Genomic DNA, 13,186 nt, shown 5'->3' on the forward strand with positions numbered 1-13,186 from the left:
AAATTTAATTTATGTTATCAGTATCTAATTTATCGGTTCAATTTGGTAAACGCGTTCTGTTTGATGAGGTTAATACTACTTTTAATAACGGAAACTGTTACGGAATTATCGGTGCTAATGGAGCAGGAAAATCTACGTTTTTAAAAATTCTATCAGGAAAGATGGAGCCAACATCTGGACACGTAAGTTTAGAAGCAGGAAAGCGTATGTCTGTTTTAGAACAAAATCATAACAAACATGACGAAGATACTGTGTTGGATACTGTTTTAAAAGGAAACAAACCTTTATATAAAATTAAAACTGAAATTGATACGCTTTACGCAGATTATACAGATGAAAATGCTGAAAAAATAGGCGAGCTTCAAGTACAGTTTGAAGAAATGAATGGTTGGAATGCAGATAGTGATGCTGCAGCTATGTTATCTAACCTTGGTATAAAAGAAGATTTGCATTATACCTTAATGGCAGATTTAGATGGTAAGCAAAAAGTACGAGTATTATTAGCACAAGCATTATTTGGTAATCCTGATGTGTTAATCATGGATGAGCCTACCAACGATTTGGATTACGAAACTATATCTTGGTTAGAAAATTTCTTAGCAAATTACGATAACTGTGTAATAGTAGTCTCTCACGACCGTCACTTTTTAGATGCAGTTTGTACACATATTAGCGATATAGATTTTGGAAAAATAAATCACTTCTCTGGTAACTATACGTTCTGGTACGAGTCGTCTCAATTAGCAGCAAGACAACGTGCACAACAAAACAAAAAAGCCGAAGAGAAGAAAAAAGAATTAGAAGAATTTATTCGTCGTTTTTCTGCTAACGTAGCAAAAAGTAAGCAAGCAACGTCTAGAAAAAAGATGATAGAGAAGTTAAATGTAGACGAGATTAGACCAACATCAAGACGTTATCCAGCTATAATTTTTGAAAGAGAAAGAGAAGCTGGTGATCAAATTTTGAATGTAGAAGGTTTAGCAGCATCTTTAGATGGTGATTTATTATTTAAAGACATAGATTTAAACTTACAAAAAGGAGATAAAGTAGTAGTATTCTCTAGAGACTCTAGAGCTACAACTGCATTTTACGAGGTTTTAAATAACAATCAAAAACCAGATGCAGGCGAGTTTTCTTGGGGCGTAACTACAACACAATCTTATTTACCATTAGATAATAGCAAGTTTTTTGAAAACGATTTAACCTTAGTAGATTGGTTACGTCAATGGGCAAAAACAGAAGAAGAAAGAGAAGAAGTTCATATTAGAGGATTTTTAGGTAAAATGATATTCTCTGGTGAAGAAGCGCTTAAAAAATCTAATGTGCTTTCTGGAGGAGAAAAAGTACGTTGTATGCTATCTAGAATGATGATGACAAGAGCTAATGTGTTAATGTTAGACGAACCAACAAACCATTTAGACCTAGAAAGTATTACAGCATTTAACAATTCACTTAAAAACTTTAAAGGCACTGTTTTATTTACTACACATGATCACGAGTTTGCGCAAACTGTAGCAAATAGAGTAGTAGAGCTTACTCCAAATGGTGTAATAGATAGATATACTACTTTTGATGAGTATATGGAAGACAAAAAAATTAAAGAATTACGCGAAAAAATGTATCAAGTGTAATTTGTGTTAAAACTCATATTATGAAGCTCTTAGTTGTTCTAAGAGCTTTTTTTTTACAATAATTTCAAATTTTTTAAAAGAAAATAAAACCACAATTATAATTATTGCGTAGGTATTAGAAATTGAAAACCAAAAATAATTGTTATGAAAAAGAAAAATTTATTTAAATCAATCCTAGCTTTAACTGTAATGTTATCTTCATCTATAATGTTTGCTCAAAACTCCATGGAAAAAGAAGATACTAAAATGGTTGGTGGAGCAGCAATGTATCCTTCAAAAAACATTGTAGAAAATGCAGTTAATTCTAAAGATCATACCACGTTAGTTGCAGCAGTAAAAGCAGCAGAATTAGTAGATGTGTTACAAAGTGAAGGACCATTTACTGTATTTGCGCCAACAAATGCAGCTTTCGATAAATTACCAGAAGGTACAGTTGCTACTTTAGTAAAGCCAGAAAACAAAGCTACTTTACAAACTATATTAAAGTATCATGTAGTAGCAGGAAAATGGAATGCTAAAGCTATTGCTAAACTTATAAAAGATGGTAAAGGTAAAGCAATGATTAAAACTGTTTCTGGTGGTACACTAACTGCATGGACTAAAGGTGATAATGTTTATGTAACCGATGAAAACGGAAACTCTGCAATGGTAACTATCGCAGACGTAAACCAATCTAATGGTGTGATACATGTTATAGACACTGTATTATTACCTAAGTCTTAAAATTTTGTGTAAGTGTTATTTATAACTAAGTCAGAAAAGCCTCTTCTATTTATTTTGAAGAGGCTTTTTGTTTATTTATGCTTTTGCACCTTCTACAATTGGTAGTGCTTTTTGTACTTCACTTTCGTGAACATAGACATCTAATACATTAGGAACAGGATTTGCAAAACCAGCTAATCTAGCAGATTCGTCTTTATTTTTAACTACTGCATTAATCCCAATGTCTTCTAGTTCTTGTTGTATTCTTTGTGAGGTTAAAAAATCTCCCGTAAAAATCTTTACATATTCTGATTCCATAATTATAGTATTGCTTCTACTAAATATACTAAAAAAAATAACAGATTATTTATTGTATTTATTGTTCCAAATTGCAGAATTTACATTTTTACCTTGTGATATCGCGTAGAAAATAACAACACCAATTACAGATTTAAACATAAATAGAAATAGCAAAAAGAAATAGCTATTAAATTGTTCTTTTGGTAAATTAGAGTTGAATAAAAACGTTAAGGTAAAGCTTACTATTAATGCAAAAACTAATAAATTTTCATAGGTTTTAAATGGAAGCACTCTTAATTTTCTTAGTGGATTTAAGTCGTTTCCCCATTTATGTATTAAATAATAGTAATCATTTCCTATTGGAGCAAATAACAATGGATCGTCTGGATTTTCTAATTTAAATAATTTAGATGGAGCCATTATTTTAAACCCTTTAATAGTTGTATTATGAGCTTTTTCTAAAGCTTTAATTTTATTAATAGCGTCTTGCGGATAGTCGCTTTTAAAATATTTGGTGTCTAAAAATCTTAACCTATAATCAATACATGTGTTTTTTATGGCATTAATATGAAAAATATTTTCGGTTTCTAATAATTCAAAATTAAATGCATTTGCATTGATGGATTCTGATTCTTTTAAATTGTTTTTAATTGAAGCTTCTTGGCTAGAATAATCGTTTAAAATGCTTTTAACTTGATCTAAAATTTCAGTAGTGGTAAAAGCTTTTTTTTGTTCCTTTTTAAGCTTCTCTTTAATGTTTGTAGGAGATAGTAACATAGCTTTTTCAATTTTTATATAAAAATAATTGATATTAAGCTTAATTACAAGGATTTAACATTTGCAAATAAAAAACGCCTTTTAAAAGGCGTTTTTTTATTAATCGTTTTTATGTTTAAAATATTTATAGAGTATAAATATACTGTAGCCAATAAAACCTAGTCCTAAAATTAACCTAACAGTATTTACTTCGTTATTTAAATATTTGTAAACTCTATAGCAACCAAATAAAAGGAAAAATATTCCTAAAACTAAGTTTAATGTTGTGCTATATCTGTTTTTTTCTTGATTTTCCATTATCTTAATTCTGCGCCTAATTCACGTTCAAAATTATTTTGAAGTTTGTTCATTACTTTATCTACAACTTTGTCTGTAAGTGTTTTATTTTCATCTAAAAACGTAAAGCTAACCGCGTAACTTTTCTTACCGTTTGGTAAGTTTTTACCTTGGTAAACATCAAAAAGGTTAATGTCTTTTAAAAGTTGCTTTTCTGTTTTCTTAGCTATTTTAGTAATGCTTTCAAAAGTTACATCATTATTAAGTAGTAAGGCAAAATCACGTCTTACTTCTGGGTATTTTGGAATTGGTGTAAATTTAATTTTATTGCGTTTTGCAACTTCAATTATTGTGTCCCAATTAAAATCTGCGTAAAATACGTCTTGATTAATATCAAAATGCTTAGCGATTTTACTTTTTAATACTCCAAAATTTACCAACATATCACGACCAATGCTTAGTTGTAATCCTTCGCTAAACACATCGTTTTTAGATTCGCTTTCTTGAAATCTAGAGATACCTAATCTAGTTAATATAGAAGTGATGCTTCCTTTTAAATAGAAAAAGTTAGTTTTTTCTTGAGGTGCATTTGTCCAACTTTCTTCGTTTTTAAATCCTGTTACAAAAAGCGATAAGTGTTTGTGTTCTTCTCTGCTAGTGTTGTAATCGTGGTAGGTTTTACCAAATTCAAAAAACTTTAAATTAGATTGTCTTCTGTTAATATTGTGGCTTAATGCTTCTAATCCAGAAAATAACATACTTTGTCTCATTACACCAAGGTCTTGACTTAATGGGTTTAACATTTGTACATTATAGTCTTCTTTTAATTGCTCACTTAACGCGTTGTATTTTGCATTGGTTAAAGAGTTTGACATGATTTCAAACCAACCTTGAGCAGCTAATAGATTACCTACAATATTTTGTAATTTATAATCTTCAAATCTAGAGCTGTTTGCTATAGATGCATTTAATTTTGTACTAGTTTCTATATTGTTATAACCGTAAACTCTTAATATTTCTTCTATAACATCTGCTTCTCTTGTTACGTCATTACGATAAGCAGGAATTGTAAGTCCTAAGTTAGTTTCGGTAACACTATTAATCTTAATATCTAAAGAGGTAAGTATAGATTTAATATCTTCTTTAGGTATGTTTTGACCAACAAGTCTATTAATTTTATCAAAACTTAAAGTCACTTGAAAGTCTTCTATCTTTTTAGGATAGTAATCTACAATATCACTAGTAATTTCTCCACCAGCTAATTCTTGGATTAAAAGAACTGCGCGTTTTAAAGCATATTCTGTGATGTTTGGATCGATACCACGTTCAAATCTAAAAGAGGCATCTGTATTAAGTCCGTGTCTTTTTGCAGTTTTACGTACACTTACAGGATTAAAATAAGCACTTTCTAAGAATATTGCTGTAGTTTGATTAGTTACGCCACTATCAATACCACCAAAAACACCAGCGATACACATTGGTTGTTCTGCATTACATATCATTAAATCATCTTCATGTAACTCACGTTCTATACCATCTAACGTGGTAAATTTGGTACCAGCAGTAACAGTTTTAACTTCAATTTTATGACCTGTAATTTTACTTGCATCAAAAGCATGTAAAGGTTGACCTAACTCGTGTAACACATAGTTGGTTGCATCTACAACATTATTAATTGGTGATAAACCTATTGCTTTTAATCGGTTTTGTAACCATTCTGGAGAGTCGTTGACTTTTAATCCAGAAATTGTTACACCACAATATCTTGGAGCTAAATCGTAGTCTTTAACATCTACATCTATTTTTAATGTACGATTATCTACATGGTAAGAACTTACACTTGGTGTAATTAATTCTAGTTGTATGCCTTTTTGTAAAAGTCCAGCTCTTAGATCTCTAGCTGTACCGTAATGGCTCATAGCATCTGCACGGTTTGGTGTAAGACCAATTTCAAAAACTTGATCATTTTCTACATCAAATAAATCGGCGCAAGGTGTTCCAACAACAGTATCTTCTGGCAAAACCATAATACCATCATGAGATTTACCTAAACCAAGCTCGTCTTCGGCGCAAATCATTCCGTGAGATTCTTCACCTCTTATTTTACCTTTTTTAATAGTCCAAGCTTCGCCTTCTTCAGTATATAAAGTAGTGCCAATTGTAGCAACTGGTACCTTTTGTCCTGCAGCAACATTTGGTGCGCCACAAACAATTTGTACAGGTTGTTCTAAACCAATATTTACAGTTGTTACCTTTAACTTATCCGCATTGCTGTGTTGTTCGCAAGTTAATACTTCACCAACTACAACGCCTTCTAAACCACCTTTTACACTTTGATAAAGTTCTAAACCTTCTACTTCTAGACCTAAGTCTGTCAATAATTCGCTAGTTTGTTCTGGTGACCAATCGGTTTTTATAAACTGTTTTATCCAGTTGTAAGAAATCTTCATTATTTATATACTAATTAAGTGCACAAATATAATAATACTAAGTAGTAATAGAAATCCTAAGTATAGCTTTTTTATCTATTTATGTTATAAATATGATAATGGCGCTATTCTTTTTGGTTTCACTAAACTATATGGTTATTTTTAGCCTCAAATTACATCTCATGAAAAGAATCTTTATTATTATAATTTCTGTCCTTGCCATATCTTGTCATCAAGATACTACCGAGTTTTTATATTTTGGAACTTACAGAGCTAATTTACAAGTAGACGATATAACAACTTTACCGTTTGTATTTAAGGTGAAAGACGCAAATACGTTAGAAATTTATAATGCTGAAGAAGTCATTACTGTAGATGAAATTGAATACAAAAACGACTCTGTGTTTATACAAATGCCTGTTTTTGAAAGTTATATCAAAGCCAAAATAAAAGACCGTAAATTAACAGGTCAATATATAACCGAAGGTAAAGACCGTAGCGTACCATTTACCGCAGCACCAGCAAAAACAAGATTTGAAACAACCAAGAAGCCTAACACTAACATTACAGGTAGTTGGGAAACCACTTTTAGCCCAAATACAGACGATAGCTACAAGGCAAAAGGGATATTTACCCAAAATGGAAATACCGTTACAGGTACTTTTAGAACCGAAACTGGAGATTACCGTTATCTAGATGGCGTAATTAACGGTGACCAAATGCAACTGTCTACCTTTGATGGCGCACATGCATTTTTATTTACTGCAACCGTGACTGATAGTACATTAAACGGTGCATTTTACTCTGGTAACCATTGGAAAGAGCCTTTTACAGCTTTTAAAAATGAAAACTTTGAATTGAAAGCTGCCGATTCTTTAACCTATTTAAAAGATGGTTACGAGACTTTAGCTTTTTCATTTCCTGATGAAAATGGAAACCTAATCTCCTTAACCGATGACCGATTTAAAGACAAAGTCGTTGTTGTTCAAATTATGGGAACTTGGTGTCCAAATTGTTTAGATGAAAGCAATTACTACGCACAATATTACAAAGACATTAAAGACAAAGACATCGAGTTTGTAGCGCTAGCGTTTGAGTATGCAAAAACTGAAGAAACGGCGTTTAAAAACATAAAACGTCTTAAAGATAGAGTAGGGATTAACTACCCAATTGTATTAGCACAAACCGGTACAACTAGCAAAAGTAAAGCCAACGAAAAATTGCCAATGCTTAACCACGTATTAAGTTATCCAACATCTATATTTGTTGATAAAACTGGTAAAGTGCGTAAAATACACACAGGTTTTAATGGACCAGCAACTGGTGATAAATTCATCGAGTTTAAAGATGAATTTACCACATTTATGAACATGCTGATTAACGAGTAATTAATACGAATTACTCATTTCAAAAATTAATTCGCCACCATTTACAATATCATCATGAGTGATGGTATTGTTTTTTAAAGCTTTTCCGTTAATAGTCACACTTTTTACGTACACATTAGCTTCACTTTGGTTATTTGCCTTAATGGTTAATGTGTTTCCATTTTCTAAATGAATGATTGCATCTTTCACTAACGGACTTCCTAATGCGTAATTTGCAGATCCTGGCGTTACAGGATAAAACCCTAAACTACTAAAAATATACCAAGCGCTCATTTGTCCTGCATCATCATTACCACATAAACCGTTAACTTTTGGCGCATACATGGTGTTTAAAATCATGCGTACTCTAGATTGCGTTTTTTCTGGATGACCTGTCCAATTGTATAAATACGGAATATGATGTCCAGGTTCGTTACCATGCACGTAATTTCCAATAATACCGTCGCGAGTGATGTCTTCATGCTTTTCAATGTATTTGTCTTCGATTTCCATTGTAAATAACGAATCTAAATGCTGCGTAAAACGTTCTTTACCGTGCATCATTTCTATCATTTTATCTATGTTTTGTGGAACGTACAAACCGTAATTCCAAGCATTTCCTTCAATAAAACCTTGTCCATGAGTATCCATTGGGTCAAAGTTTTCTCTAAATTCACCTGTAGATAATTTAGGACGCATAAAGCCTATTTTAGGATCGTAAACATTAGTGAAATAGTTGGCACGTTCTTCAAAAACGGTTTCAGTTTCACTGTTTTTAACTTGTTTTGCCATTTGTAAAATACACCAATCGTTATACGCATATTCTAAAGTTTTTGATACAGAAGAATGACTCTTATCATCTGGCACATATTTATAATCGATGTAATCTCCTAAACCATCAAAATAACGCACGTTTGCAGTGTTTATTGAAGCTTGTAACGCATGACTTTTATCAAAATCGCCAACGTTTTTCACCATCGCATCTGCAATAACTGAAGTGGCATGATAACCAATCATACACCAGTTTTCGTTCGCATAATGACTCCAAATAGGTAGCATATTATGTACGCTTTGGTCGTGATGCGCTAACATCGACTTTATCATATCGTTATTGCGCTTTGGTTGCGTAATGTTGTATAAAGGATGTAACGCTCGGTACGTATCCCAAAGTGAGAAAATGGTGTAGTTTGTAAATCCTTCTGAAGTATGAATATTTTGATCCAATCCGCGATATTGCCCATCAACATCTTCGTAAATGACTGGTGATAATGAGGCGTGATACATCGCTGTGTAAAAATTAATTTTATCATTTTCGGTTAATGTGTTGACTTCAATTTTAGAGAGTTCTTGATTCCATTTTTCTTTAGCTTCAGCTTTTGTTTTATCGAAATCCCAATGCGGAATTTCAGCATTTAAATTCTTTAAAGCACCAGCAGAACTTACCGAAGACAACGCCATTTTTACTTTGATAACTTCGTCTGCTTCTGTATCAAAATTGAAATAGGCTCTGATATCATGTCCTGCCATTTCCGGGAAATTTTCAGCTTGATTAAAACGTCTGTAAAAGCCATCATACTTGACATTGTCGTACTTTTTATGACCGTAACTTTTAATAGGTTTAGAAAACGTCATAGCGAAAAATACTTTGCGGTCTCTTGCCCAACCTTTGGTTTGTCGGTAGCCTGTAATTAGCGTATCATTTTCAACTCTAATAGACGACCAAACATTTTTATTATCATGATGGTACACATTGTAAACCATATCTAATACAATGTGTGCATTATCCGATTTTGGAAATGTATATTGATGAAATCCAACACGATCACTAGCGGTTAATTCTGCTTTAATGTTGTAACTATCTAAGTTTACCGCGTAATAACCTGGTGAAGTTGTTTCGTTGTCATGCGAAAAGATAGAATAAAATCCTTTGCCGCCATCAGCAGTTTTTAAAGGCTCTAAAACCAAATCGCCTGTTGTTGGCATTACTAAAAAATCGCCTAAATCGGAATGTCCTGTACCGCTAAAGTTGGTATGCGTAAAGCCAATAATAGTCGAGTCTTTATGCTGGTAACCTGCACAATACTCATAAGTTTCTGAGTTGTAATTACCATCTTCTTTAAACATTTTTTGAAAGTTGGTTTGCGGACTTAATTGCACCATTCCAAACGGTGTTGTTGCTCCAGGAAATACGTGTCCCATTTTGCTTGTTCCAATCATAGGATTTACAAATTGTGTGTAATCTTTTGTTTGTTGGGTTGTTTCTGAGTTTGCTTTCTTGTCATTGCAAGACAGTACAGTAAATACACTTAAACTTAATATAATTAGTTTTTTCATGGATTTATTTCTTGGTGTTTTCAGTGCTTAGTGAGTATGGTTTGTTTTCAGCTTTTGTGCCTAAGTTAGTGTTTGGTGTTGCGCTCATGTTGAAGATGATTTCGCCACCATTTTGAATGTCATCGTAATTGATAAAGGTATTTTGATAGTCTTTACCGTTCAATTCCATAGAATCAATATAAAAATGGTCTTTGCCGTTATTTCTAGATGAAATTTTAAACGTATTTCCGTTTTCTAAGTGTAATTCGACTTGGTCAAACAACGGACTGCCAATAATGTATTGATCAACTCCTGGCGTTACAGGATAAAAGCCCATTGCGCTAAACACATACCACGCTGAGGTTTGTCCGTTATCTTCATCACCGCAATATCCATCTGGTGTTGCGCTGTATAATTTGGTTAATACATCTCTTACTTTTTCTTGTGCTTTGTACGACGCGTTAGCATAATTATACAGATAAATCATGTGTTGTATTGGCTGATTACCATGTGCATAATTACCCATATTTACGATTTGCATTTCTCTAATTTCGTGAATAGTTCCACCGTAATACGAATCGTCAAAATCTGGTGGCATATCAAACACTTGGTCTAATTGTTTTACAAATTGATCTTCGCCTTGCATTAAATCTATCAACCCTTGCACGTCATGAAATACCGACCAAGTGTAGTGTAAACTGTTACCTTCGGTAAAAGCGTCGCCCCATTTTAAAGGATTAAATGGCGACTGAAACGTACCATCTTCATTTTTACCACGCATTAAGTTAGTTGATGGATCAAACAGATTTTTATAATTTAACGATTGGTCATAAAAACGATTAGCCAAATCGGTTTTACCTAATTTTTCAGCCATTTTTGCGATGGTAAAATCGGCGTAAGCGTATTCTAAAGTACGTGCTGCGTTTTCGTTAATACCAACATTGTACGGTACATAGCCGAGTTTGTTGTAATAGATCAAACCTTCGCGACCAACAGAACTTGCAGGTCTATCGGCTTCAATATTTGCATTTTTAAGTACTGCATCAAAAAGCGTTTGCACATCTTTTTCGTTTACATTTCCTTTTAAAAAGGCGTCGACAATAATTGGTGACGAATTTGAGCCAACCATACAATCTCTATGTCCTGGACTTGCCCATTCTGGTAACCAACCCGATTCTTTATAGGTGTTTGCAAGACCTTCCATAATTTGTGCATTTAACTCTGGATACATCATATTAAAAAATGGATAAACTGCTCTAAACGTATCCCAAAATCCGTTGTCGGTAAACATGTAACCTGGTAACACTTTTCCGTTGTACGGACTGTAATGCACAACGTTATCGTCTTTATCTATCTCGTAAAACTTACGCGGAAACAATAACAAACGGTACAAACACGAGTAAAATGTTTTGATGTTATCGGTGTTGTTATCGGTTATTTTTATGCGGTTAAATTCGGTATTCCAAAGGGATTTTGCTTTGTCTTTAGTAGTTTTAAACGTATCGTTACCAATTTCTCTGTCTAAGTTAAGTTGTGCTTGTTCTAAGCTAATAAAAGACGATGCTACTTTTGCAGTCACTTTTTCGCCTTTTTTAGTTTTAAAACCAATAATGCTACCAACGTGATCACCTTCGCTAGATAATGTGTTTTTTTGTAATTGCCAGTTGTCTGTCCACGTATGCGTGACTTCAAATTCTTTATCAAACTGAACCACAAAATAGTTATGAAAATTCTCTGGTACGCCGCCACGATTATTACGACAGTAACCAATAATTTTGCGTTCTTCGGGGATAATTTTTACCATAGATCCTTTATCAAACGCATCTAAAACCACGTAAGAACTATCTTTTTCAGGAAAGGTAAACTCAAAATGCGCAGCGCGTTCTGTTGGAGCTAATTGCACGTTAACATCATAATCTGCTAAGTACACTTTGTAATGGTACGGTTTTACGGTTTCTGCTTTATGCGAAAACCAAGATGCACGCTCGTCTTCTTTAAATTTTAAGGCACCAGTAACTGGCATTAAAGAAAACGCCGCATAATCGTTAATCCATGGACTTGGTTGGTGCGTTTGTTTGATACCACGTATTTTATTATCGTCGTAATTGTAGGTCCAACCATCGCCCATTTTAGAGGTCATTGGTGTCCAAAAATTCATTCCCCAAGGTGTTGCAATTGCAGGATAGGTGTTACCGTTAGATAAGCTGTATTTAGAGTCTGTACCCATTAATGGGTTGGCATAATCTGCTAAAGATAAATTAGGGTTAGATACTGGTAATTCTGTTTGGTCTTGTTGGCACGCCACGCAGCACAACAACACCAATACCAAAAGCGATGTTAGTCTCATTAATTAAGTTTTAGTTAGTAGTTAGCTAATTTAATAAAACTAATAGCAATTAAGGTGAAATGAGATTATTTAACAGGTTAAGTATGTAAATTAAAATATGTTTTAATTCACTAATAAAAGATGAAAAGTTTTTTGAGTTTATTTATCAGGAGATGAAAGATTTGTTGTCTTTTTAATTGTGTTGTTCAATTAGTACATATCTTTTCCAGTTGCATTGCTTTTAAAAGAGTTTTGTTTGATTGTCAATTTTTGGATGAAAAGTTCCGATAATCATAAATGGATTATGTGATACATAATGATGAACTTGTGAAGTCCCTAAAAATAAATACAAGTCTTTTTTTAAGGCAAAGTCATCAAAATATTTTTTTCTTACATCTTCTACTGCTTTAGATTCATTTCCTTCGTGTTTTGCTAACTGTCTCCAATATAGAGCTCCAATTTCCCAATCTTCAATCATCATTCGGCTTTCTTTACCTTGATTGTCTTCAATGACATAAGTGAATTTGTAAGGTAATTTATTTACAACTTCAAATGGGTCTTCAGGATGTTCAAATAAATTTCCTTGCTCTCTTTGAGCTTTTAATTTTGCAATTTTCTTTTTATCCCAGTTTCTATCAACTTCTTTAGTAATAAAGTCTTTTATCTTTGTTGGTTTAAAAACAGCGAGTGAAGTACAGATTTTATTGTCTTTGGCTTCAGAAATTAATTCTGAAAGATTTTTATAAACATTATTAAGAACTATTTTCTTTCGCAAATACCAATTTCCAGCGGTATCGATATGTTCAAGTATTTTTATTTCGCTATCCATTGAATAAGGTCTATAGCTTTCAGGTCTAAAATCACTTGTATTTTTAACTAAATCAAGTTCAATCCATTCATATTTTCTGTATTGTTGAGAATAATCTTTCTTTCTGAAAGGAACAGGGTAAATTCTGATTAATTTACCATCTTCGGTAAATCCCGCTGTACATACAAGCTCATCATATTTTCCAGAAATTGCTGGATATGTTTTAACTGTAATGAGAACCTTTGTTTTCGCCATAA

Annotated in this window: 10 protein-coding genes; 3 read left to right on the top strand and 7 right to left on the bottom strand. The window is 32.8% G+C overall.

Annotated elements, in window-relative coordinates; genetic code table 11:
* Positions 1–11: 11 nt before the first annotated feature.
* Together IFB02_RS10730 and IFB02_RS10735 are read left to right on the top strand one after the other, a co-directional pair.
* Positions 12–1,631 (top strand): ABC-F family ATP-binding cassette domain-containing protein, encoded by a 1,620-nt coding sequence (locus tag IFB02_RS10730; RefSeq protein WP_191072749.1) that lies wholly within the window; start codon positions 12–14, stop codon positions 1,629–1,631.
* Between the two features lie 144 nt (positions 1,632–1,775).
* Positions 1,776–2,354 carry a fasciclin domain-containing protein gene (locus tag IFB02_RS10735; RefSeq protein ID WP_191072750.1) on the top strand — a complete coding sequence of 193 codons (579 nt, stop codon included), beginning with the start codon at positions 1,776–1,778 and terminating at the stop codon, positions 2,352–2,354.
* A gap of 75 nt (positions 2,355–2,429) precedes the next feature.
* Here IFB02_RS10735 and IFB02_RS10740 read toward each other — a convergent pair whose 3' ends face one another.
* The 4 genes from IFB02_RS10740 to pheT all read right to left on the bottom strand — a co-directional run bounded on the left by IFB02_RS10740 (position 2,430) and on the right by pheT (position 6,136).
* Positions 2,430–2,651 carry a putative signal transducing protein gene (locus IFB02_RS10740; protein ID WP_106688353.1) on the bottom strand — a complete coding sequence of 74 codons (222 nt, stop codon included), beginning with the start codon at positions 2,649–2,651 and terminating at the stop codon, positions 2,430–2,432.
* A gap of 45 nt (positions 2,652–2,696) precedes the next feature.
* Positions 2,697–3,410, bottom strand: coding sequence for a hypothetical protein (locus IFB02_RS10745; protein WP_106688354.1), 714 nt, complete (start codon positions 3,408–3,410; stop codon positions 2,697–2,699).
* A 99-nt stretch (positions 3,411–3,509) separates the two neighbouring features.
* Positions 3,510–3,707, bottom strand: coding sequence for a hypothetical protein (locus IFB02_RS10750; protein ID WP_106688355.1), 198 nt, complete (start codon positions 3,705–3,707; stop codon positions 3,510–3,512).
* Positions 3,707–6,136 (bottom strand): phenylalanine--tRNA ligase subunit beta, encoded by a 2,430-nt coding sequence (pheT, locus tag IFB02_RS10755; protein WP_191072751.1) that lies wholly within the window; start codon positions 6,134–6,136, stop codon positions 3,707–3,709. Before pheT ends, IFB02_RS10750 begins: the two co-directional genes overlap by 1 nt.
* A 161-nt stretch (positions 6,137–6,297) precedes the next feature.
* Here pheT and IFB02_RS10760 point away from each other — a divergent pair, with 161 nt between their 5' ends.
* Positions 6,298–7,503 carry a peroxiredoxin family protein gene (locus tag IFB02_RS10760; protein WP_191072752.1) on the top strand — a complete coding sequence of 402 codons (1,206 nt, stop codon included), beginning with the start codon at positions 6,298–6,300 and terminating at the stop codon, positions 7,501–7,503.
* Here IFB02_RS10760 and IFB02_RS10765 read toward each other — a convergent pair whose 3' ends face one another.
* The 3 genes from IFB02_RS10765 to IFB02_RS10775 all read right to left on the bottom strand — a co-directional run bounded on the left by IFB02_RS10765 (position 7,504) and on the right by IFB02_RS10775 (position 13,184).
* The gene (locus IFB02_RS10765) at positions 7,504–9,816 is read right to left on the bottom strand and encodes a GH92 family glycosyl hydrolase (protein ID WP_106688358.1); all 2,313 of its coding nucleotides are present in this window, start codon (positions 9,814–9,816) and stop codon (positions 7,504–7,506) included.
* A gap of 4 nt (positions 9,817–9,820) precedes the next feature.
* Positions 9,821–12,142: a GH92 family glycosyl hydrolase gene (locus IFB02_RS10770; protein ID WP_106688359.1), complete on the bottom strand. Its 2,322-nt coding sequence runs from the start codon at positions 12,140–12,142 to the stop codon at positions 9,821–9,823.
* Between the two features lie 220 nt (positions 12,143–12,362).
* Positions 12,363–13,184 (bottom strand): hypothetical protein, encoded by an 822-nt coding sequence (locus tag IFB02_RS10775; protein ID WP_106688360.1) that lies wholly within the window; start codon positions 13,182–13,184, stop codon positions 12,363–12,365.
* Positions 13,185–13,186: the final 2 nt, after the last annotated feature.

It is taken from the genome of Mesoflavibacter profundi, from assembly GCF_014764305.1.
GTDB lineage: Bacteria > Bacteroidota > Bacteroidia > Flavobacteriales > Flavobacteriaceae > Mesoflavibacter > Mesoflavibacter profundi.

Bases quoted from the DNA above. Each gene is read 5' to 3' on its own strand.
- IFB02_RS10770 (WP_106688359.1), bottom strand. From the start codon at position 12,142: ATGAGACTAACATCGCTTTTGGTATTGGTGTTGTTGTGCTGCGTGGCG.
- IFB02_RS10740 (WP_106688353.1), bottom strand. From the start codon at position 2,651: ATGGAATCAGAATATGTAAAGATTTTTACGGGAGATTTTTTAACCTCA.
- IFB02_RS10735 (WP_191072750.1), top strand. From the start codon at position 1,776: ATGAAAAAGAAAAATTTATTTAAATCAATCCTAGCTTTAACTGTAATG.
- IFB02_RS10760 (WP_191072752.1), top strand. From the start codon at position 6,298: ATGAAAAGAATCTTTATTATTATAATTTCTGTCCTTGCCATATCTTGT.
- IFB02_RS10745 (WP_106688354.1), bottom strand. From the start codon at position 3,410: ATGTTACTATCTCCTACAAACATTAAAGAGAAGCTTAAAAAGGAACAA.
- IFB02_RS10775 (WP_106688360.1), bottom strand. From the start codon at position 13,184: ATGGCGAAAACAAAGGTTCTCATTACAGTTAAAACATATCCAGCAATT.
- IFB02_RS10765 (WP_106688358.1), bottom strand. From the start codon at position 9,816: ATGAAAAAACTAATTATATTAAGTTTAAGTGTATTTACTGTACTGTCT.
- IFB02_RS10750 (WP_106688355.1), bottom strand. From the start codon at position 3,707: ATGGAAAATCAAGAAAAAAACAGATATAGCACAACATTAAACTTAGTT.
- pheT (WP_191072751.1), bottom strand. From the start codon at position 6,136: ATGAAGATTTCTTACAACTGGATAAAACAGTTTATAAAAACCGATTGG.
- IFB02_RS10730 (WP_191072749.1), top strand. From the start codon at position 12: ATGTTATCAGTATCTAATTTATCGGTTCAATTTGGTAAACGCGTTCTG.